The organism is Nocardia sp. CDC153 (assembly GCF_035818515.1).
Classification (GTDB): domain Bacteria; phylum Actinomycetota; class Actinomycetes; order Mycobacteriales; family Mycobacteriaceae; genus Nocardia.
This window is the reverse complement of the sequence record NZ_JAYKYU010000005.1, coordinates 366561-384757: the sequence shown is the minus strand read 5'-3', so window position 1 is coordinate 384757 and position 18197 is coordinate 366561. Positions and strand designations below refer to the sequence as shown.

Here is an 18197-nt window from a genome sequence, read left to right as displayed (position 1 = left end):
CCGCCACGCGTTGCGTCGGTGTACCCCGCCCGGCGGTCGCCTGCTCGTCGACGAATTCCGGGGCCGCTAGCGGGTTTTGGTCGCGGAGGTGGTCGCCGGGGTGCTGGTCGGCACGTCGATCACTTCGGGGATCTGGCCGCCGCCGAGGAACGGCACCGACGACGTCGGCGAGGGCGGAGTCAAAGGGGCACTGCGGTGATCGCCGCAGGCGGCAACCGTTCCCGCCAGGAGTGCAATGGTCGCCACCGTGATCAGGTGCTTGCGCACGTATCAAACCTTCCGCATGGATTGATCGCAGCAGACCCACCCGCGACACCGTGGCGCATCGTGGTGCGCGTGCGGTGCGCTGCGTCGAACAGGACAGTCCGGCAACGAATCCGCACCGGCGGCAACCATTCTGCTACACCCACCGCCCCCAAACCCCACCGCGCCCCGACTTCGGCACACATGGTCCCCCACCCTGGCACACCTGGTGACCCCACCGATTAGTTTCCCCACCCCCACCCCTGCTATCTTCTTCACCGCACCCACCACGGTGCCCAGCGCCATTAGCTCAATTGGCAGAGCAGCTGACTCTTAATCAGCGGGTTCGGGGTTCGAGTCCCTGATGGCGCACCACAACAGGATGTTCTTGCCCTGAGCTCCCGTACTGCTCGTCTACCTCGAGCGTGGTGACATGCCTATCAGCACCGACGGCGCGAGCGAACCAAATGGTGCTGTATCCCCAGAGCGTTCCGAACTCCAGCACCCGCCGCGCACCTGTCATCTGACAAATCAGCGTCTGTTGGCGTTCAGCCTTCGGCGATTAGTAGGTCGGTCAGGTTGGACATGGAGGTTTGCATGCCTTGGCGGGTGGACGGTTGGACTATGCGGTGGAGGAGGTGGGCGAGAGGGGCGGGGGTGATTTGGTAGTGGACCGTGTAGGTCATTTCGGTTTCGGTGTCGAGCGGGCGGAATTCGAAGATGTTGGTCATTTTTCGTAGCGGTTCGAAACCGGTGCCGGTGTCGACGCGGCGGCGGAGGGGTTTTATTTCGTGGACGGTCCAGGTGGAGCGGGTGGTGAGGGGGCCCAGGGTGCGGTTGCGTTCGGAGTAGGTTTTGCCGAGTTCGGCGGGGCCGTGGTGGTCGGTTACCTCCAGGACAGCGGCGACCCATTCGGCGTAGCGGGCGGTGTTGGAGACCACTTCCCAGACGCGCTCGACGGGGGCGGGGATGAGGGCACGTTCGGAGATTTCGAAATGTGCTGGCATGGGCGGGCTTTCGTCAGAGTTGGGCGAGGACGGCGCGGGCGGTGTCGCGGCCGGAGCGGACCGCGCCGTCCATGAAGCCGTTCCAGTGGTCGGCGTGCTCGGCACCTGCCCAGTGCACGCGGCCGAAGGGGGTGTCTCGCCAGTCGCCGAGGGTCGACAGGACGCCGGGGCCGGGGACCGAGGTGGGGCCGCCGCGGGTCCATTCCTCTGTGGTCCAATCCATTTCGAAGTAGTCGAGGGGGCGCAGGGCGGTCTTGCCGACGACCTTCGCGAACTGGCGCAGGACCGCGCCACGGCGTTCGCGCGGCGGGCGGTGCGCCCAGGTGCGCCACTGCGGGCCGCCGACGAAACCCATCAGCACGCCCGGGCCACCGTCCGGCGGGGTGTTGTCGAACATGGAGCAGACGGGGGAATCGGCACGGAACACGCCCTGGCCGTTGAGTCCGTCCGCGCGCCAGAATGGTTCGGGGTACACCGCTTCGCATTTCATCAAGGTGCCGAAGGTCAGGCGGGAGAACAGGGCGTCCTGTTGCGGCGGCAGCAGCGGACGCCACACGATGCGAGCGGCGAGAGCGGGCGGTACGGCCACGATCACCCGGGCCGCGCGGTGGACGCCGGAGTCGGCGGTCACGGTGACGCCGTGAGCATCCTGCTCGATCTGCCGCACCGGGGAGTCCAGCACCACCCGGCCGTCCAGCTGCTCGGCCAGGAGTTCCGAAATGCGCTGGGAGCCACCGATGAAGCGTGACTCCTGGGCACCGCCGGTGACGCCGATGCCGCGGTCGATGGTGCCGGGCGTGGTCTCGTTGCCGAAACCGGCGATGTACCACAGGCTGAACAGCAGCGAGGCGTCGGCGGCGGACCCGCCGTAGGCGGAGCCGAGGAAGACGTTCACCAGGTCCAGCGCGCCGTCGGTGAGTGTGGTTCCGCGCAGCCAGCTTTCGAAGGTCATGCCGTCCCATTTGCGGGCGTGATCCGCGCGCCAGGGCTTGTCGACCGGGATGGTGCGGGCCAGGCTGTTGATCCGATGCATGGCGACACCCAGATCCGGCAGCGCCAGCACGTCCGGCGGGATGTCCCCGGTGAAGCGGCGGGCGGAGTCACCGCGCACGTAGACGCTCGCGCCTTCGTTGTAGGCGGGGAAGGTTCGCACGTCGAGGTCGCGGGCCAGCCCGAGGATGTGATCCTGTGTGGGACCGACGAATTGGCCACCGGCCTCGACCACTCGCCCGTCGCCGAGGTCGTGGTTGACGGTTCGACCACCGACGCGCGAACGGGCCTCCAGCACAGTGACATTCAGCCCCGCGGCGACCAGGTCGCGGGCCGCGGACAGCCCCGCCAGGCCCGCACCCACCACGACGACGTCCGTCTTCTCGCTCATAGTGTGGGAGTCCCTTCCGCGTAGGCGTCGGCGGCGGTCAGATCGAAGTCCCCGTGATCGCTGCCCAGCCCCTGCGCCACGAGCGCGGCTGCGGCACAACCCAATACGGCGGCGGCGCGCAGATCGCGACCCAGGGCGATTCCGCGCAGGAATCCGGCCGAGAACGCGTCACCACACCCGGTCGTATCCACGACATCGGTGGCGAACGCGGGCACCGCGAACGTCTCGGTGGCGGTGACCACCAACGCACCCTGCGCACCGCGCGTCGCCACGACGCAGCCGACCCCGCGATCCACCAGGTCGCGGCAGCCCTGTTCGAGGGTGGCGGCACCGGTGCAGCCGAGCACCTGATCGTCATTGGGTAGCAGATAATCCAAGTGCGGCAGCGCCGGAGCGATCCAGGCCAGCACACCCGGATCACCGACGGCCAGCAAATCGGCCGACGTGACAACGCCTGCGGCGCGGGCCGGTTCGAGTATCTTCGCCGCCGCCTCCCCACCGATCAGCTCGGGTCCGCCCAGATGCAGGTGGGTGGCGCGGGCGATCTCGGCGTGCGGAGCGTCGTCCGGACCGTAGGTCAGATTGGCCCCGGGCACATGGAAGGCGGGCCGACTGCCGTCCGGTCGAATCGGCAGCACCGACGCCGAGGTCTGAACGTCGGTGCGCCGCAGCAGCAGTGAGGTGTCGATGCCGCGCGCACCGAGCATGGCGAGCAGCAGATCACCGATCGGGTCCGTCCCGATCGCGCCCGCGCAGCGCACGCTCGCACCGAGTTTCGCCAGCGTGAGCGCCGTCCCGCCGGCGGTTCCCGCGGGGCTGAACCGAATCTGCTCGACCAGGGTCGCGCCCTGCCCGTCCGGAATCTCCTGCACCGGGCGCACCTGCACGTCGAACACGTGCGCCCCCAGGCAGATGATCGATTGCTCCACTACGTGTCCTGTTCGTCCAAGCGATGGGTGGTGCCGTAGCCGCGGCGCAGCGCGGCCTCGATGACGGCCGCCTGCTGTTCCGTGCTGAGCGTGCGCACCGAGCCCGAAACCATTGCCTTGCGGTAGATCTCGCACACCCACTCCAGCAGCAGCGTGTTCTCCACCGCGTCGTCCAGGCTCGAGCCGAGGGCGACCGCACCGTGGTTGGCCATCAGCGCGGCGCGCCTGCCGTCCAGCGCGGCGAGCACGTGGGCGGCCAGCTCGGGGGTGCCGAAGGTGGCGAAGGGGGCCACTCGGATCACACCCCCGAGCAGGAGCTGTTGGTAATGCACACAAGGGATCTCGTCCACGACCAGCGACAGCGCGGTGGACTCGACGGCGTGGGTGTGCACCACCGCGGCGGCGTCGAACCGCGCGTACACGCCCAGATGCAGTTCCAGTTCCGAGGTGGGCGCGAACTCACCGGCGACCACCCGCCCGTCCGCATCGACGACGGTGACGTGCTCGGGTCCGGCCTGCGCGAGCCGGACTCCGGTCGCGGTCACGGCCATGTGATCACCCACCCGGAGACTCACATTGCCCGCCGTACCGATCAGCAATCCGGCCGCGGCCAACCTGCGCGCCGCCGCCGCCACGGCCGCGCGAGCTTCGTCGAATTCCCTGTGCGCCATGTGATTACTGCGGTGCGCTGATCTCGCCCGCCCCGTGCAGGGTGGCGTACGCCTGGCCGAGTGCGACCAGCCCCGCGGGCACGCCGACCACGACACCGCCGATGATCGGACCGATCGCCGCGCCGATTCCCAGCCCGGGGATGCAGCCGCCGATCATGCCCACGACGGCTCCGATCGCGCAGCCCGCGACCAGACCGACCACACCGCCGGCCATGCTGCCGATCGTCGCGCCGAGCATGAATTCGTTCCCGGCCTGGTTCAGCGCGTTGTTGATATCGGCTTGGGCGTCGACGGGCGTCGCGGACTGGATCGGCGAAATCGCGTCGGCCGCAGGCGAAACGGGAGCGGCGGGCGCGATCTGGACGGGGGCCGGATCCGAGACCGCGGGCGCGGCATTGGCCGTCGTGGCTTCCGCGCCGAGCGCGACCAAGGCCGCCGTGGCGACCGCCAGTGTCATCCGGGTACGTGCAGTGTTCCGCATGGTGGATCCTTCGTCTGTTCCGCGTCGCGTTCGCGACTGCGCAGAAATCTAGGACCGGGTGAACACCGTCACATCCCGCGGCCGCACGCTGACCGCGCCGGCCCCCACAATGGCCGGAAATCCCCCGTCAGCCCGCGAGCCGCCGCTCCGCGCTGGGCGGATGTCCGGTCCAGCGGATGTAGGCGCGCCGGAAATCGCGAATATCGCTGTAGCCGACCTCGCGCGCGACGACGGCGACCGGCAGGCTGGATTCCCGCAGCAGACGAATCGAGTGACGCTGTCGCACCCGGTCTCTGATGACGCTGAAACTCTGTTCGGCCAGCGCCAATTGGCGGCGCAGGGTGCGTTCGGAGACGTGGAGTTGACCGGCGACATCGGCCGCCGAGAGCGGATGCCGCAGATCCCGTTCCAGCACGGCTTCGACCGCGGCCACCACCTCGGGCTCCGTCCGGCCGCTGCCCAGCAGTCGGCGGCACGCGTCGACCGCCATCGCCCGGGTGGGTTCGTGGTGGGTCGAGAAGGCGATGTCGAGGGCCCGCGCGGGAAAGACGGCACGGTCGGCCCCGGCACCGAATACCACCCGGCAGCGCAGGAACCGCGAATATTCGGCGGCGTACGGCGGGGGCGGGTAGGTCAGTTCCACTCGCGAGGGCGACCAGTCCGCGCGAATCACCGTGCGCGCGAAGACCATCAGCGTGGACAGGGCTTCCTCGACGAGGAACCGGCGCAGCTCCGGCTCGGGTCGGCGCTCACGGAAACGCACCGCGACCTCGTCGTCGAGGTGCTCGAGATCCACATCCACGAGGCTGCCCGAGGCCAGATGCAGATCGAGCGCGACCGACACCGCGTCGCCGACCGTGGCGCACGAGCGCATGGCCACCCCGAGCATCCCCATCGACAGCAGCATGTCCCGGCCGCCCACCAATAGGCCGAGCGGTTTGCCTGGCAGGTCCCGCACCGCCCGGCGCAGCACCGCGGTCGCCTGGCGAAACGACACCTTGATCGGGTCGGCGGCCAGCAGCTGCGCGATATCGAGCCCGGTGCCGACGAACCACGCGCCGACCTCGACTCCTTCGCGGCGGCCGATCTCCACGACGCCGCTGAGCACGGTGGGCGGGATGATCGGCAGATCGATTCGATCGTTCATGCGGCCCGCTCCCCGGACCGCACCATCGCGGAGCTGGTCACGCGACCAATACTAGGGTCAGCGGTCGCCGTTCGTACCCGGTTCGTGCCGACACGGAATTCGCGGGAAGTTTGGACGACGCCGGGGAACTCAACTCGGCCCCCAGCTATAGATCCAGGAGCTTCCCCGCGTCGCGGCGACGACTCTAACGGCTCCGGCCCGGCCTCCGCCAACCATTTTCGACCTGCGGTTATCGCGCGAGAGCCAAGGCCAGGGACCCGACGGCGAAGGCGAAGTAAGCGCCCGGGAAGGCGATATTGGCGAACACGCGCTCGCGCACGTGGATCGCCAGGGCGAGGACGAAGAAGAGCACCAGCCCGATGGCGGCGGCAATACCGATGACGCGGAAACCGAGGATGCCCAGGAGCAGGCCGATCGCGCCCGCGCCCTTCAGGACACCGGCCGTGGGAATCCAGGACTCCGGAAAGCGGACGGCAGCCGAGTTGGCGCGCACGAAATCCGCGCGGGCCAGATCGGCGACGGCCATGCCGCCATTGATGGCGATGGTGATCGCGGTAATGACCAGGTAGGCGATGAACATTCGCTTCTCCAGACGGAATCGGGGGACGAATTCGAGCCTGGTACAACGCCGTTCACGCGTCCAATACCTGCATCTATAACCTGATGGCATGGATGTGGACACCCGGCTGCTGCGCTATTTCGCCGCGGTCGCGGAGGAGGGGAATCTCAGCCGCGCCGCCGAGCGGCTGTTCGTCTCACAGCCCGCGCTGACCAAACAGATCAAACAGCTGGAGAGTCTGCTCGGCGTGGCATTGTTCACGCGCTCCAAAGCCGGTATGGCACTGACCGAGCCGGGGCGGGCCCTGGCCGAGCGGGTGCCCGCGGTGCTGGGCAGCTGGGACGAGGCGCTGACCGAAACCAAGAGCGTGGCCAGCCGCGCGGCGCGAGTCCTGCGGGTCGGGTTCGTGGCCAGCGCCGCGAACGAGGCCACCCAGTTGATCATCGCCGAGTTCGGGCGGCGCAGGCCCGAGTGGCGGGTGGCGATGCGGCAGGCCCCGACCTGGTCGAATCAGACGGCCGGGTTGGTCGAGGGCGATGTGGATGTGGCGTTGCTGCGATTGCCGTTTCAGGGGCGGGGAGAGTTGCGCGTCGAATGGCTGTTGACCGAGCCGCGCTGCGTCGCGCTCCCCGCCGCACATCCCTTGGCGGCCCGCGAAGTGATCGAATTCCGCGAGCTCTGGGACGAGCCGTTCATCGCGGCACCACCGGAAACCGGTGCGTGGCGGGACTATTGGCTCGCGGCCGACGAACGCGACGGCCATCCGATACGCATCGGCGCGGTCGCCGACCGGCCCGACGACTGGCTGGTCGCCATCGCCAATGGCTACGGGGTCGCGCTCGCACCCGAATCCGCGGCGCGGTACTTCGCCCGGCCCGGCATCGTCTACCGCCCGGTCAACGGCGTCAGCCCGACCAGGGTCGGCGTCGCCTGGCGGCCCGCCCAGGACACCGACCCGGTCGTCCAGGATTTCGTCCGCAGTTGCCTCGAGTACCGCGAGGGCGGCCGGCCGGACTGATCGTCCCGGCGCGATGTCGCCTCCGCCTTGTCAGCCCGACCCGGTCATTCCGGCGTGTTCTTGGCCGGAATCCACCGAAAGCGGTTGTGCTGCCGCGCTGTATGGATCCCGGCCAAAAGCATGCCGGGATGACGGGGACGACATCACACCTTAGAGCCCGGAAGAGCCTGCGGCCGGAGGGTGCGCCGTCAGAGGGTGGCGATCATCTTCTGCGCGGTGGCCGCGTGGCCGTACTGGTTCGGATGGAATTGCGCGCCTTCGCCATTGTCGACCGAGGTGCCATTGACCCACCGGTCCGGGATCGCCTCGCAGACGTCGTGGCCGTTGTAGATCTCGTAGGTGCTGAAGTACTCGGTACCGGGCTGGGTGCGCAGCATGGTGTTCAGTCCGCCGATGACGGTGTCGCGGGCCCAGTCCACATCGCCGGGCAGCAGCGGCTGACGGCCCGCGCACAGGGCCGCGTTGTCGGGCAGGATGTGCGGGTAGCCGACCAGGACCACGCGGGCCTGCGGGGCGCGAGTCTTGATGTCGGAGATCAGTTTCGCCAGCTTGGCCGTGGTCTGCGAGAGCCGGGTCGGCATCGAGGCGTCGTATTTGTTCTTGCAGCCCAGCAGCAGTTCCGCGCTGCCGCTGGCGATTCCCGTCCCGAGATTCTGGAGTACCGCGCTGCCGGTCCCCGAGCCGGTGCCGATGGTTCCCGCCTTCACGCAGTCGGTGACGATATCGGTGAAGCCGATGTCGTTGCCGCCCACGCCCAGGGTGACCAGGGCGGTGTCGGAGGTGACCGCGGAGAGCTGGGTGCTGGTCACCGAATCGGTGGTCGCACCGCCGCAGGTGACGTCGGTGAGGGTGTACCCGCGGGCGGCCGCGAACAGGTGGGCGTAGTTGCGATCGGAGCGCGAGCAGGCCTGGTCGACAATGTTCGAGATCTTGACCCCCGCCGCGTACGAATCGCCCATGGCCACGTACTTCGGGCCGTCGGCGTGGGCGGGAGCGAGGCCGACCAGGGATCCGGCGGCCACGATCGCAATAGTGGACAGGCAATGCTTCAGTTTCACGATAGGGGTTCCTCGCGGTGGGGCTCTGACGAATAGCCACCGACGGTACGAGATGACCTTCCGACCAGTAGGTCGAATGATCAAATCGTTATCGCACGCGAGTGAACGTGTCGCTATTGGTCAGCACGGCATGCGCCCACGGCAGCGTGATCAGCTCCGGCGGTGCGCCCGGCCGCGGCGGCTTGACCGCCCGGTCCGAGACCACATGCCAGGCCGCGTGCAGATCGCCGTCGCGCAGCAGACCGGTGAACGAGCAGATGCTGGGGATGGATCCGGGTGCGACGAACGAGAACTGCGCGCACGGACCGGTGTGCAGGCCGATGATCGGCACCTCGTTGCCCGCGAAAGCACTGTCGCCCAGCGCGGTTTCGAAGGTGCCGGCCAGCTTGCCGCCGGTGTCGTCGGCAATGGTGAGGCGGGAGCCGTACTCGTTCCGCCACAAGCCCTTCCAGTCGATCGATGATGCGGTGTCCATGCCTCCCGCATACCCGTTTCGCCGGGTGATGTCGACCGTCCAGCTCAGCGCGGCACCGGAATGCCCCGGGCGGCGGCGAATTCGGCCATGTCGACCTGCCGCATCGCATTGGACAGGGCGGTGATGGTGCAGGTGCCCACCGGGCCGACACGGTCGTAGAGGGTGGTGGTGGCCACCGCGATACCGTTCGCGGCGATCCGGTTCTGCGCCACGATGCCGAGTTCGGGGCCTTCGGGCAGGCGCACGAGGGCGAGGGCGACATCGGTATTGATGTGGCCGACGCCCTGCGTGCCCCAGTTGCAGACCAGATTGGCCGTATCGCTGACGAAGGCCGCGCGCTCGAACGGCGTCACGGCCTGCCCGTCGACAATGGCCGGGACGTTGTTCCACGCCGACTTCCGGAATGGATTGACGCCCGAAGCGAAATCGTGGGTCCAGTCCCCCGCCCCGGACTTGAACAGCGGCGGCGCGCCGTGCGGTCCGTCGAGCCGCTGCTCCGGAATCGGAAGATCCTGGGCGTCGGGCTGCCACACCTCGCCCGGCGGTTCGTCGGCAATGGCCAGGAACAGCACCGTCGCCCGGGCCCGGACCTCGTCGCGCTGGACGATCGAGGCGTCGACGGCGCGAATCCGATTGCCGTCGCGGACGATCGCGCTGCGCAGTTCGATCGGCTCGTCGAGCACGGGCCGGAACAGGTCGGCGGTGAATCGAGCGGGGAGGAAACCGGGCCCGGGGCTGTGGGTTTCGAGCCGGTGAGCCAGCAGGCCACAGACGGCGGTCCCCGCCAATTGGCCTTGCGACCAGGCGCTGACGGCCATCGCGGTCGCGCGGTAGCGACCGTCCTCATGGGTGAAGAACGCCATGCTGCCTCCCCTGCCAGGATGATGATCTTCCTAGATTAGAACAAGTTGCAGAAATGGTCAGTTCACCCAGGGCGGGTTCACGACGGTGCCGTCGAGGAGCTCGCCGCTGAATCCGACGGGCGCGTTGACGAGCAGGATGGCCTGGGTCGCGGCCGGATTGTCCAGGCGGATGGTGGACCCGGCCGGGGCGAGGGCCGCGTCACCGGCGGCCAGCCGCGCGGCCTCGCCATCGATGGTCAGGGTAATCCCGCCCTCGAGCACGACGAAGGCCTCCTCCCGGTGGATGCGGTGCGCGACGCCCTCGGTGCCGGGCCCGATTTCGAGCCGCCACAGGCACAGGTCGACGCTGCCCACGCTGGGCCGGATCAGCGGGGTGAAACGGGAGCCGTGCATTTCGTGGGCCTGGGTGTCGGCGGCGTGGATTACTGGCATTGCCTTCTCCTTTGGTCAAGCAGGTTGACTATATGGTCAAGCTTGTTGACTTTTCTGTCAAGTGCCAAGATTCCTGGCATGCCCGGATACGCACAGGACCTGCCGCTGCTCCTCCTCGCGGCCGCCGCGGAGGTGACCGACGCCATCCACCAGGGCTGCGCGGCGGCGGGATTCACCGATATCCGACCCAGCCACGGATTCGCGTTCGTGCGCATGGCTCCCGCGGGCGCGACGGTCGTCGAGATCGCCGACCATCTGGGCGTGACCAAGCAGGCCGCCAGCCAGCTGGTCGAGGAACTGGTGAAAAAGGGCTACGCCCAACGCAATCCGCATCCGACCGATGCGCGGGCGAAGCTCATCACGCTGACCGAGCGCGGATGGGCGTGCACCCGCGCCGCCGATGCCGCGGCGGCGCGGTTCACCGAGCGCTGGGCGGCCACGCTCGGCGCGAAGGCGACCGTGGAGGTACGCAATGCGCTCGCGCGCGTCGTCACACCCGGGCGGGTGCGGCCGTCGTCCTGGTGAAATCGAGGGCGGCCCGGTCGATTACGGGAATCGGGCGAATCCGCCCATGGCTCAGCCGAGTTCGAGGGTGGTCACGCCGAAGACGCGCTCACGGGCATACGGGCGAACCGGTCCGGTGTACATCCGCGCGGTCTCGAAGCTGGGCCGCAGTCCGGCCTCCTCCATCAAGCGCACAGCCGCCTCGTTGTCGAGCGGAACATCCACCGCCAGTGGCATTCCCGCGGCGTGCGCGGCCAGTGCGGCGAGCAACTGACGGGCGTCGGCGGGGGTGTCGGCGAACAGCGGGCCGACGCGCAGCGACTCACGAGCCGGGCGCAGGGTGGCGTAGCCGGTCACCGTGCCGTCGACAATGCGCGCGAAGGTGCGGTGGCCCGGCTCGTTCAGCCAGGCGGTGAGGAAGTTCGGGCGATCCGCCGGATGGCAGGCCGAATCGTACGGGTGCAGGACGGCGAAATCCGCGGGCGCCAGCGCCGTGACCGAGTTGTCCGGTAGGGGCAAGCGCGGTACGCCGATGAATCGCGCACTGCCGTAGGCGAGTTCGAAGCCGCTGCGCCGATAGTTGTCCTGTTGATCCGGGACGCCGTCCAACCCGACGACCCGGTCCCCCGCGTGCTTCAACCCGGCTTCCCAAGTGGCCAGCCCGAATCCGCGCCCGCGCAGGTCGGGACGCACGAGATAGAAACCCAGGAAAGCGAATTCGTCACCGTAGTTGACCACCGACACCGCGGTGGCGGGCTCACCGTTCACCCGACCCAGGAAGAACCCGTCCGGATCCTGCGCGAAGAACGCGGTGAGATCCCGCGCGCCCGGATTCCAGCCCTCGGCGGCGGCCCAATCCACGACGGCGGCCCACTCCCCCGGCGTGGCGCGGGCAATGACGAGATCATCGATACGCACGGCATCCGGCATGCCACCAAGGTAGCCGCAAAACCTCTGCTACTCACGCAGATTCAGGCAGATGGGGTGGCCCTCGGGGTCGAGCACGATGCCCCACGGCAACTGGTTGTCCCAGTCCGGATTGAGGCCCGGCTGGAATTCGGGAATCGTCGCGCCCAGGGACACCGCGAGATCGGTGGCCTGGTCGATATCGGCGACATTCAGATCCAGGTGCACCCGCTTGGGCTGGGTCGGGTTGTCCGGCCACGGCGCGGGCGCGTGCCCCTCCACGAAACCGAAGCACAGCACCGACTTGCCATCGGTGATCAACGCGTACCCGTCCTCGGAGTGCATGATTCGCCAATCCAGCAGGGCGGCATAGAACTCGGCGAGCCGGCGCGGATCGGCGGAGTCGATGGTGACGCAGCTGAGCGCGATCGGCGCGGTCACGGCGGTGTCCTTTCAGCGGGCGGGAGCCCTTCGTCGGTGTAGCGGCCATCCAACTGCCCGGCAACCATAACCCGGCGCTCGGGTAGGGTCGGGCAAAGACATCGTCCACTACCTGCGGGGTTGGGAGATATGGCCGACTACGCGCACTCCGATCACGCCAGTCGCAGCCGCGAGGAGAAGGCCCGACGACTGGCCGCCTACGTCTGGGCGCGCGGGATCACCGGGGACGAATTGCTGGATATGCCCGACGCGCAACGGCGGAAGCTGGCGCGTGCGGCGCAGACCAATCCGCCCAGCACCGAGGAGACGTGGCAGGTGGTGGCCGGGCTGCTGGCGGAGAAGGACGCGTGGGCCGCGCGCAATCCGGGGCACGCCGCGGCGCGGCGGGAGTTCGCCGACGAAAAGATCCTCTGGGTGAAACCGCCGGTCAAACCGTGGGAATAGCGGTCCGCGCGAAGGCTTGACAGCAAGAAATGAACCGGGGTTCACTGCTTGAGTGTCCCCCGATTACGAGAACCACTCCGGAACGCGCCCGGCGGCCTGGCGCGATGATCTGACCGGTGGTGACGACTCGCTGTTCGCGGGCCGCCCCGAACCGGTGAACGAATACACCGGTCGCACGCTGACCTACGAGGTGACCGGGCGCATCGCCCGCATCACCTTCAATCGGCCCGAGCGCGGCAATGCGATCACCGCCGACACCCCGATCGAATTGGCGGCCGCGGTCGAGCGGGCGGATCTGGATCCGCGCGTGCACGTGATCGTGGTGAGCGGGCGCGGGAAGGGGTTCTGCGGCGGATACGACCTGTCGATCTTCGCCGAGAACAGCTTCGCTCCCGCCGAGGGCGCCCAGCCGACCGAGGGCACCGTGCTCGATCCGGTGGTGCAGGCGCGCAATCACAATCCCTGGGGCACTTGGGATCCCATGGTCGACTACGCCATGATGTCGCGCTTCAACCGCGGCTTCGCCAGCCTGCTGCACGCCAACAAGCCGACCGTCGCCAAGGTGCACGGATTCGCCATCGCGGGCGGCACCGATATCGCGCTGTTCGCCGATCAGATCGTCTGCGCCGAGGACGCCCGCTTCGGCTACCCGCCCACCCGCACCTGGGGGATTCCCGCCGCGGGCATGTGGGCGCACCGGGTCGGCGACCAGCGCGCCAAACGCATGCTGTTCACCGGCGACAGCCTCACCGGCAAGCAGGCGCTGGAGTGGGGCCTGGCCATCGAGGCCCCACCCGCCGACGAGCTCGACGCCCGCACCGAGGAACTGCTGGAACGCATTTCCCGCGTTCCGATCAACCAGCTGATCATGGCCAAACTGGCCCTCAACAGCGCCCTGCTCAACCAGGGCGTGCTCAACTCCGGCATGGTCAGCACCGTTTTCGACGGCATCTCCCGCCACACCCGCGAGGGCTACGCCTTCCAATTGCGCTCGGCCACCGCCGGTTTCCGTGAGGCCGTCCGCGAACGCGACGAGCCCTTCGGCGACTGGAAACGCGCGCAGTTCGAGCGCGAGAAGGACTGAGCCCGGTTCGATGCGGCGGTCGCTCAGCCGAGCCCTTCGATGTCCGTGCGTTCGACCTCGGCGACCACTCGCTCGGCCAGGGAGCGCATGGCCGCCGCCTCGGCCGGGGTCATGTCGTCGATGAAGAGGCGGCGGACCAGTTCGACGTGGTTGGGGGCGGCGGCCTCGAGGGCGTGGCGGCCCGCGTCGGTGAGGCGGACCTCGCGGCCGCGGGCGTCGTCGGCGGCCTGACAGCGGTCGACCAGACCGCGGGTGGCCATGCGGGACAGGTGCTTGGACAAGCGACTCTTGTCCCAGCAGATCTCGGCGCCGAGTTCCTTGGCGCGCAATTGGCCACCGGCGGCGGAGAGGGCGACCAGGACCTCGTAGTCGGAGAAGGACAGGCCGTCCTGGGCGAGACCGGCGGCGATCGCGGAGTCCAGCCGCTGCCGCATGCGGATATAGGACTGCCAGGTCGTCTGTTCCTCGTCGGTCAGCCAGCGCGTCATGGGCTCCATACTATCGACGGATAGTTGACACGGACACCATAAGAATGCACAGGAACCTCACGGCGAATCATCGCGGGCCTGGAACGACGTGCTGACGTACAGTACAAGCCGTTCGATTTGCGTAGTTCTGGCGGAAATCGTCAATGCGAGAGCGGCTTTCCGGGCAGGACGAATGAGACATATTCCGGCAGAAGAGGTTCCGGGCGTTCGGGGCAAATCCCCTAATTCACCTGGAGGGATAGCTCATCCGGTTGACAATGCAACGTTGCGCCAGAACACTCGACGCCGAGCCCGGACCGGTCACCGCGTCGCGATCGCCCGCGGCGGCGGTGGCAATCCGCGCCGAACCGGGCCAGTTACCACCCTATTGCGCCGACATTGAGGAATACATGAACGTTCGACGGCTTCTCGTCACCGCCAGCGTCGCGGGCCTGACGACCATCGCAGCCCAGTCCGCCGTCGCCCTTGCCGACGTCCCCACCGGGTCCTCGGGCACCGGCTCGTCCGCCATCGACACCGGCTCCGCCGCCACCGGTTCCGCGGGTCTGACCCAGACCGGCTCCGCGGGCGGTCCGGTCTACCAGAACTGCGACCAGGCCCGCGCCGCGGGCGTGGCTCCGCTCTTCCGCGGGCAGCCCGGCTACAGCCCCCACCTCGACCCCGACGGCACCGGAATGGCGTGCCCGACGGTCTGATTCGCCGCTGACGCGCCGAAGCAGTCGCCCCGAGAGTTGAAACAACTCTCGTAACTCTCAGGGGTAAACCCCTGAAACCCCGAATCGGGAGGGGTTGCGACTCTCGAACTCGCAGAGCAACCCCTGAAACCCCTGAACAAGAAAGCGGCCCCGGTCCGATTGGACCGGGGCCGCTCTCGCGTTCGGGCGTCGGCTAGCGGCGGACGATCTTGAGGACCACCAGGCCCACGATGAGGGCGCCCGCGCCGATGAGGCTGTACTTGATCTTGGGCTCGTTGAGCTTGGCCACGACGGACTGTTTGGCGTTGTCGGCCAGGCGCTGGGGGTCGGTGCGGACCGCGAGTTCGTCGAGGGTGCTCGCGAGCCGGTTGCGGGCCGCCTCGATCTCACGCTCGATCGCCTCGGTGTCTCTCGCCACGTCACACTCCTGTCTGGATAGCCGCGCTGGGCAGGCGGCGCTGTCGTCTCGGGGTCGGTCGCGCAGGCGCCTGAGCATCGGGGCGACGCGGAGGCGGGCGAGCCGACCTGCTCAGGAGTGTATCGCCAACACCGCCTCGAGCCCGTCGACTAGCGTGGCGGCATGACCGAGAATCACCGACTCAGTCCCGGCGACACCGCGCCCGCCTTCACCCTGCCCGACGCCGACGGCAAGGACGTCTCGCTGTCGGACTACCGCGGCCGCAAAGTGATCGTCTACTTCTACCCGGCGGCCAGCACTCCCGGCTGCACCAAGCAGGCCTGCGACTTCCGCGACAACCTGGCCGAACTCGAGGGCGCGGGCATCGAGGTGGTCGGTATCTCCCCCGACAAGCCCGCCAAGCTCGCCAAATTCCGCGACGCCGAAAAGCTGACCTTCCCGCTGCTGTCCGACCCGGACAAAGAAGTACTGAGCGCCTACGGTGCGTTCGGCGAGAAGACGATGTACGGCAAGAAGGTCACCGGCGTCATCCGCTCGACCTTCCTCGTCGACGAGAACGGCAAGATCGAGGTCGCCCAGTACAACGTCAAGGCCACCGGCCACGTCGCCAAACTCCGCCGCGACCTCTCGGTCTGAGCTTCTCCCAATGCATTGAGCCCCGGCCGGATTCGGCCGGGGCTCATGCGAAAGATGCGGGGAGCGACCGCTAGACCTTGGGCATCATTTGCGCGGCCCACTGGAGCATCATGCGCCAGTGGTTGTCCCACCAGGTGGAGAATTCCTGGGTGCCTAATGGGGGTGGGGCGAGTTCGCCGGGGAACAGGCCGGATTCGGTCGGGGCACCGACGGCGTGGGTGGGGGCCGGGATGATGGAGTCGGGGCTGGAGTTGACCTCCGGCTCGGGGGCGGCCTTGATCAGGGGCTTGGGGTGGGTGCCGAACTTGGTGCCGTCCGAGTGCGGGCCCCAATTGAGGGTGGCCGGGTCGATGGTCACCAGATCACTCGGCTGCGATTCGGGCGCAGGCTGATCGGAGTTCGGCGTGACCGCGTCGGTCGGGGTGACCATGCCCGGTGTGCCATCCATCGGGGCACCGGCCGAACCGGAATCCGGTGCGGGGGCCACGGCCTGATCACCGACCGGATGCGCGCCGCCATTGTGCGCGTCGGCCGAGACCCGGGAGTCGATGAGCATGGGCTGCGGCACCTTCTTGGAATCGCTGCCCGCGGCGTAGACGCCACCGGCCACCAGTCCGCCCGCCAGCACGCTGGCCGCCGCGAACAGCGCCGCGGTGCCGCGCGCCCGGCGAATCCGCTCGGCCGCCTCACCCGCGAACTCGGCCTCGGGCAATGCCGCCAAGGCCGCCCCGATCGCGGGCGCGATGGCCGCCACCCCGCACGGGATGACCGGCGCGCCGAAGCCCGACTCCAGCGCCGCCACCACCGCGGGTTCGGTTGCGGCCGAACCGATGAGCACCACCGCGTCCGGCTTCACCCCGGCCGCGTCGAACTGGTCCCAGGCGGCGGTGACCGCGGCCCGCATGGTCTCCTCGGTGGCCGCGCCGCCGCTGAGCGTCACCGCGGCGAGCACCCGGCTGCGGTCCGGCGAGATCAGCGAGAACGCCTGGAAGCCCGGCACCACCTCGCAGATGGCCAGATCCTCGAACTCGTCCACCCAGGTGATGGCACGCGCGACCGCGAGATGCGCGGACTTGGCCGACACCAGCGAGGCGTCGTGCCAGGGCCCGGCGGCCAGCCTGGTGACAATGGCCCGGCGCTCGGCGGCATCGCGGTAGGCGACGGCCGCGCCGAGGATCTCGCGATCCGCGCCGATCTTGTCGGCGATGTCCTCCATCGCCAACTCCACCGCGACGGCCAAGTCCGCCTTCGCATCCCCGCCGATCTCGACGACACGTTCGAGCACCACGCGCTCGTGCAGCTTGTCGCCGTCATCGGCCAACGCCACGGCGCGTACGGTGCCGCGCTCGGTGGAGACGCCGATGGTCACCGCGGAACGAGCAGAGGTAGAAGCAACCACAATCAGCCTTCCAACGTCGTCATGCCGACAATGTTTTCGATTCCCGCTATGTCGATTCCCACCCAGCAGATAGCCCGCTGCTGAGACGCAGCTGCGATGGGTCTTCGGCGCCGAAGGCGGCTCGGATGGGTAGGACGCGGTGACACACGAAGTACCGCAGCGTGTCATGCGCGTGTCGCTACCCGTAGGCTGTTGAGCGTGGAAGCACGCACGGGAACCAGGTCGACGCGACGACCGGACCCTGCGTTGGAGCTGCAGGACGATCCACAGGAGCTGATGCCCCGTCGCCGCCCGACGCAGGAACGATCAAAACGCAAGTTCGACGCCCTGTTGCAGGCCTCCCGGGAATTACTCGTCGAGGTCGGGTTCGAATCGTTCACCTGTGAAGAGGTCGCGGCCCGCGCCGAGGTGCCGATCGGCACGCTGTATCAGTTCTTCGCCAACAAGTACGTCATCGTCTGCGAGCTGAATCGTCAAGACCTGGTGGCGGTTTCGCAGGAGCTGTCCGATTTTCACGGCGAGATCCCGTCCATGGACTGGCTGCGGCACATGACGCAGCTGGTCGATCACCTGGCGGATCTGTGGATGACCGACCCGTCGCGGCGCGAGGTGTGGCTGGCCATGCAGTCCACGCCGTCCACCCGGGCGACCGGCGCGATCCACGAAAAGGAGTTCGCCGAGGCGGTTTCGCAGATGCTGCGCCCGCTCATGCCGCGCACCCCCCGCGGTCGGCGCTCGATGATGGCGCAGGTGCTGGTGCACGTCGTGTACTCGATGCTGAACTTCTCGGTGCAGGACGGGCTGGCCCATGAGGACGCCGTCGCCGAGCTCAAGCGCCTCATGGTGGCGTATCTGCTGATCGCGGAGAAGGAGTCGCGATCCGGCGGACAGCGCACGACGTTCGATCCTGACTAGATT

At 68.4% G+C, this 18197-nt stretch carries 25 protein-coding genes and 1 tRNA gene; 8 read left to right on the top strand and 18 right to left on the bottom strand.

The window, feature by feature from the left end; genetic code table 11:
* Window positions 1-66 precede the first annotated feature (66 nt).
* Window positions 67-267: a hypothetical protein gene (locus VMT65_RS28455; protein ID WP_326311563.1), complete on the bottom strand. Its 201-nt coding sequence runs from the start codon at window positions 265-267 to the stop codon at window positions 67-69.
* 275 nt (window positions 268-542) lie between these two features.
* Here VMT65_RS28455 and VMT65_RS28450 point away from each other — a divergent pair.
* A tRNA-Lys gene (locus VMT65_RS28450) sits at window positions 543-618 on the top strand.
* On the opposite strand, the gene VMT65_RS28445 is transcribed toward VMT65_RS28450, so the two are convergent.
* The 8 genes from VMT65_RS28445 to VMT65_RS28410 form a co-directional block, all read right to left on the bottom strand.
* On the bottom strand, window positions 581-775 hold the full coding sequence (locus VMT65_RS28445) for an O-methyltransferase (RefSeq protein WP_326311906.1): 195 nt from the start codon (window positions 773-775) through the stop codon (window positions 581-583). The two genes, VMT65_RS28450 and VMT65_RS28445, sit on opposite strands and share 38 nt — an antisense overlap.
* Window positions 776-791: 16 nt before the next feature.
* Window positions 792-1250 carry an SRPBCC family protein gene (locus VMT65_RS28440; protein WP_326311562.1) on the bottom strand — a complete coding sequence of 153 codons (459 nt, stop codon included), beginning with the start codon at window positions 1248-1250 and terminating at the stop codon, window positions 792-794.
* Between the two features lie 13 nt (window positions 1251-1263).
* Window positions 1264-2631, bottom strand: coding sequence for a flavin monoamine oxidase family protein (locus VMT65_RS28435; RefSeq protein WP_326311561.1), 1368 nt, complete (start codon window positions 2629-2631; stop codon window positions 1264-1266).
* Window positions 2628-3560 (bottom strand): carbohydrate kinase family protein, encoded by a 933-nt coding sequence (locus VMT65_RS28430; RefSeq protein ID WP_326311560.1) that lies wholly within the window; start codon window positions 3558-3560, stop codon window positions 2628-2630. Before VMT65_RS28430 ends, VMT65_RS28435 begins: the two co-directional genes overlap by 4 nt.
* Window positions 3560-4231, bottom strand: a complete 672-nt coding sequence (locus VMT65_RS28425; protein ID WP_326311559.1) for a class II aldolase/adducin family protein — start codon at window positions 4229-4231, stop codon at window positions 3560-3562. The genes VMT65_RS28430 and VMT65_RS28425 overlap by 1 nt, the downstream gene beginning before the upstream one ends.
* A 4-nt stretch (window positions 4232-4235) precedes the next feature.
* Entirely contained in the window at window positions 4236-4712 is a 477-nt protein-coding gene (locus VMT65_RS28420; RefSeq protein WP_326311558.1) for a hypothetical protein, read from the bottom strand.
* A 127-nt stretch (window positions 4713-4839) separates the two neighbouring features.
* Complete coding sequence (locus tag VMT65_RS28415; RefSeq protein WP_326311557.1) at window positions 4840-5859, bottom strand: AraC family transcriptional regulator; 1020 nt, start codon at window positions 5857-5859, stop codon at window positions 4840-4842.
* Window positions 5860-6088: 229 nt separating this feature from the next.
* Window positions 6089-6439, bottom strand: a complete 351-nt coding sequence (locus tag VMT65_RS28410) for a DoxX family protein (RefSeq protein ID WP_326311556.1) — start codon at window positions 6437-6439, stop codon at window positions 6089-6091.
* Window positions 6440-6527: 88 nt separating this feature from the next.
* On the opposite strand from VMT65_RS28410, the gene VMT65_RS28405 reads away from it, so the two are divergent.
* Window positions 6528-7436 carry a LysR family transcriptional regulator gene (locus VMT65_RS28405; RefSeq protein WP_326311555.1) on the top strand — a complete coding sequence of 303 codons (909 nt, stop codon included), beginning with the start codon at window positions 6528-6530 and terminating at the stop codon, window positions 7434-7436.
* Between the two features lie 188 nt (window positions 7437-7624).
* Here the strand turns inward: VMT65_RS28405 and VMT65_RS28400 are convergent, their stop codons facing one another.
* The 4 genes from VMT65_RS28400 to VMT65_RS28385 all read right to left on the bottom strand — a co-directional run bounded on the left by VMT65_RS28400 (window position 7625) and on the right by VMT65_RS28385 (window position 10264).
* On the bottom strand, window positions 7625-8494 hold the full coding sequence (locus VMT65_RS28400; RefSeq protein ID WP_326311554.1) for an SGNH/GDSL hydrolase family protein: 870 nt from the start codon (window positions 8492-8494) through the stop codon (window positions 7625-7627).
* 88 nt (window positions 8495-8582) lie between these two features.
* Window positions 8583-8969: an avidin/streptavidin family protein gene (locus VMT65_RS28395; protein ID WP_326311553.1), complete on the bottom strand. Its 387-nt coding sequence runs from the start codon at window positions 8967-8969 to the stop codon at window positions 8583-8585.
* 44 nt (window positions 8970-9013) lie between these two features.
* A complete protein-coding gene (locus tag VMT65_RS28390) occupies window positions 9014-9832 on the bottom strand; it encodes an acyl-CoA thioesterase domain-containing protein (protein WP_326311552.1) in 819 nt (272 codons plus the stop codon).
* A gap of 57 nt (window positions 9833-9889) precedes the next feature.
* Complete coding sequence (locus VMT65_RS28385) at window positions 9890-10264, bottom strand: cupin domain-containing protein (protein WP_326311551.1); 375 nt, start codon at window positions 10262-10264, stop codon at window positions 9890-9892.
* 78 nt (window positions 10265-10342) lie between these two features.
* Here VMT65_RS28385 and VMT65_RS28380 point away from each other — a divergent pair, with 78 nt between their 5' ends.
* On the top strand, window positions 10343-10789 hold the full coding sequence (locus tag VMT65_RS28380) for a MarR family winged helix-turn-helix transcriptional regulator (protein WP_326311550.1): 447 nt from the start codon (window positions 10343-10345) through the stop codon (window positions 10787-10789).
* Window positions 10790-10840: 51 nt separating this feature from the next.
* On the opposite strand, the gene VMT65_RS28375 is transcribed toward VMT65_RS28380, so the two are convergent.
* The gene (locus VMT65_RS28375) at window positions 10841-11698 is read right to left on the bottom strand and encodes a GNAT family N-acetyltransferase (protein ID WP_326311549.1); all 858 of its coding nucleotides are present in this window, start codon (window positions 11696-11698) and stop codon (window positions 10841-10843) included.
* 27 nt (window positions 11699-11725) lie between these two features.
* Window positions 11726-12115, bottom strand: coding sequence for a VOC family protein (locus VMT65_RS28370; protein ID WP_326311548.1), 390 nt, complete (start codon window positions 12113-12115; stop codon window positions 11726-11728).
* 129 nt (window positions 12116-12244) lie between these two features.
* On the opposite strand from VMT65_RS28370, the gene VMT65_RS28365 reads away from it, so the two are divergent.
* Together VMT65_RS28365 and VMT65_RS28360 are read left to right on the top strand one after the other, a co-directional pair.
* A complete protein-coding gene (locus VMT65_RS28365) occupies window positions 12245-12559 on the top strand; it encodes a hypothetical protein (protein WP_326311547.1) in 315 nt (104 codons plus the stop codon).
* A 52-nt stretch (window positions 12560-12611) separates the two neighbouring features.
* Window positions 12612-13643 carry a crotonase/enoyl-CoA hydratase family protein gene (locus VMT65_RS28360; protein ID WP_326311546.1) on the top strand — a complete coding sequence of 344 codons (1032 nt, stop codon included), beginning with the start codon at window positions 12612-12614 and terminating at the stop codon, window positions 13641-13643.
* A 23-nt stretch (window positions 13644-13666) separates the two neighbouring features.
* Here the strand turns inward: VMT65_RS28360 and VMT65_RS28355 are convergent, their stop codons facing one another.
* On the bottom strand, window positions 13667-14131 hold the full coding sequence (locus tag VMT65_RS28355; protein ID WP_326311545.1) for a MarR family winged helix-turn-helix transcriptional regulator: 465 nt from the start codon (window positions 14129-14131) through the stop codon (window positions 13667-13669).
* A gap of 389 nt (window positions 14132-14520) precedes the next feature.
* Between VMT65_RS28355 and VMT65_RS28350 the strand changes: the two genes are divergently transcribed.
* Window positions 14521-14826, top strand: coding sequence for an excalibur calcium-binding domain-containing protein (locus VMT65_RS28350; protein ID WP_326311544.1), 306 nt, complete (start codon window positions 14521-14523; stop codon window positions 14824-14826).
* 193 nt (window positions 14827-15019) lie between these two features.
* Here VMT65_RS28350 and VMT65_RS28345 read toward each other — a convergent pair whose 3' ends face one another.
* Window positions 15020-15244 (bottom strand): DUF3618 domain-containing protein, encoded by a 225-nt coding sequence (locus VMT65_RS28345; protein WP_326311543.1) that lies wholly within the window; start codon window positions 15242-15244, stop codon window positions 15020-15022.
* Window positions 15245-15406: 162 nt separating this feature from the next.
* Between VMT65_RS28345 and bcp the strand changes: the two genes are divergently transcribed.
* Window positions 15407-15880 (top strand): thioredoxin-dependent thiol peroxidase, encoded by a 474-nt coding sequence (gene bcp, locus VMT65_RS28340; protein ID WP_326311542.1) that lies wholly within the window; start codon window positions 15407-15409, stop codon window positions 15878-15880.
* A 70-nt stretch (window positions 15881-15950) separates the two neighbouring features.
* Here bcp and VMT65_RS28335 read toward each other — a convergent pair whose 3' ends face one another.
* On the bottom strand, window positions 15951-17249 hold the full coding sequence (locus VMT65_RS28335) for a hypothetical protein (protein ID WP_326311541.1): 1299 nt from the start codon (window positions 17247-17249) through the stop codon (window positions 15951-15953).
* Between the two features lie 306 nt (window positions 17250-17555).
* Here VMT65_RS28335 and VMT65_RS28330 point away from each other — a divergent pair, with 306 nt between their 5' ends.
* Window positions 17556-18194, top strand: a complete 639-nt coding sequence (locus VMT65_RS28330; RefSeq protein ID WP_326311905.1) for a TetR/AcrR family transcriptional regulator — start codon at window positions 17556-17558, stop codon at window positions 18192-18194.
* Window positions 18195-18197 lie beyond the last annotated feature (3 nt).

Bases quoted from the DNA above. Each gene is read 5' to 3' on its own strand.
- VMT65_RS28435 (WP_326311561.1), bottom strand. From the start codon at position 2,631: ATGAGCGAGAAGACGGACGTCGTCGTGGTGGGTGCGGGCCTGGCGGGG.
- VMT65_RS28380 (WP_326311550.1), top strand. From the start codon at position 10,343: ATGCCCGGATACGCACAGGACCTGCCGCTGCTCCTCCTCGCGGCCGCC.
- VMT65_RS28350 (WP_326311544.1), top strand. From the start codon at position 14,521: ATGAACGTTCGACGGCTTCTCGTCACCGCCAGCGTCGCGGGCCTGACG.
- VMT65_RS28390 (WP_326311552.1), bottom strand. From the start codon at position 9,832: ATGGCGTTCTTCACCCATGAGGACGGTCGCTACCGCGCGACCGCGATG.
- VMT65_RS28420 (WP_326311558.1), bottom strand. From the start codon at position 4,712: ATGCGGAACACTGCACGTACCCGGATGACACTGGCGGTCGCCACGGCG.
- VMT65_RS28415 (WP_326311557.1), bottom strand. From the start codon at position 5,859: ATGAACGATCGAATCGATCTGCCGATCATCCCGCCCACCGTGCTCAGC.
- VMT65_RS28405 (WP_326311555.1), top strand. From the start codon at position 6,528: ATGGATGTGGACACCCGGCTGCTGCGCTATTTCGCCGCGGTCGCGGAG.
- VMT65_RS28385 (WP_326311551.1), bottom strand. From the start codon at position 10,264: ATGCCAGTAATCCACGCCGCCGACACCCAGGCCCACGAAATGCACGGC.
- VMT65_RS28395 (WP_326311553.1), bottom strand. From the start codon at position 8,969: ATGGACACCGCATCATCGATCGACTGGAAGGGCTTGTGGCGGAACGAG.
- VMT65_RS28375 (WP_326311549.1), bottom strand. From the start codon at position 11,698: ATGCCGGATGCCGTGCGTATCGATGATCTCGTCATTGCCCGCGCCACG.
- VMT65_RS28425 (WP_326311559.1), bottom strand. From the start codon at position 4,231: ATGGCGCACAGGGAATTCGACGAAGCTCGCGCGGCCGTGGCGGCGGCG.
- VMT65_RS28330 (WP_326311905.1), top strand. From the start codon at position 17,556: ATGCCCCGTCGCCGCCCGACGCAGGAACGATCAAAACGCAAGTTCGAC.
- VMT65_RS28440 (WP_326311562.1), bottom strand. From the start codon at position 1,250: ATGCCAGCACATTTCGAAATCTCCGAACGTGCCCTCATCCCCGCCCCC.
- bcp (WP_326311542.1), top strand. From the start codon at position 15,407: ATGACCGAGAATCACCGACTCAGTCCCGGCGACACCGCGCCCGCCTTC.
- VMT65_RS28410 (WP_326311556.1), bottom strand. From the start codon at position 6,439: ATGTTCATCGCCTACCTGGTCATTACCGCGATCACCATCGCCATCAAT.
- VMT65_RS28355 (WP_326311545.1), bottom strand. From the start codon at position 14,131: ATGACGCGCTGGCTGACCGACGAGGAACAGACGACCTGGCAGTCCTAT.
- VMT65_RS28365 (WP_326311547.1), top strand. From the start codon at position 12,245: ATGGCCGACTACGCGCACTCCGATCACGCCAGTCGCAGCCGCGAGGAG.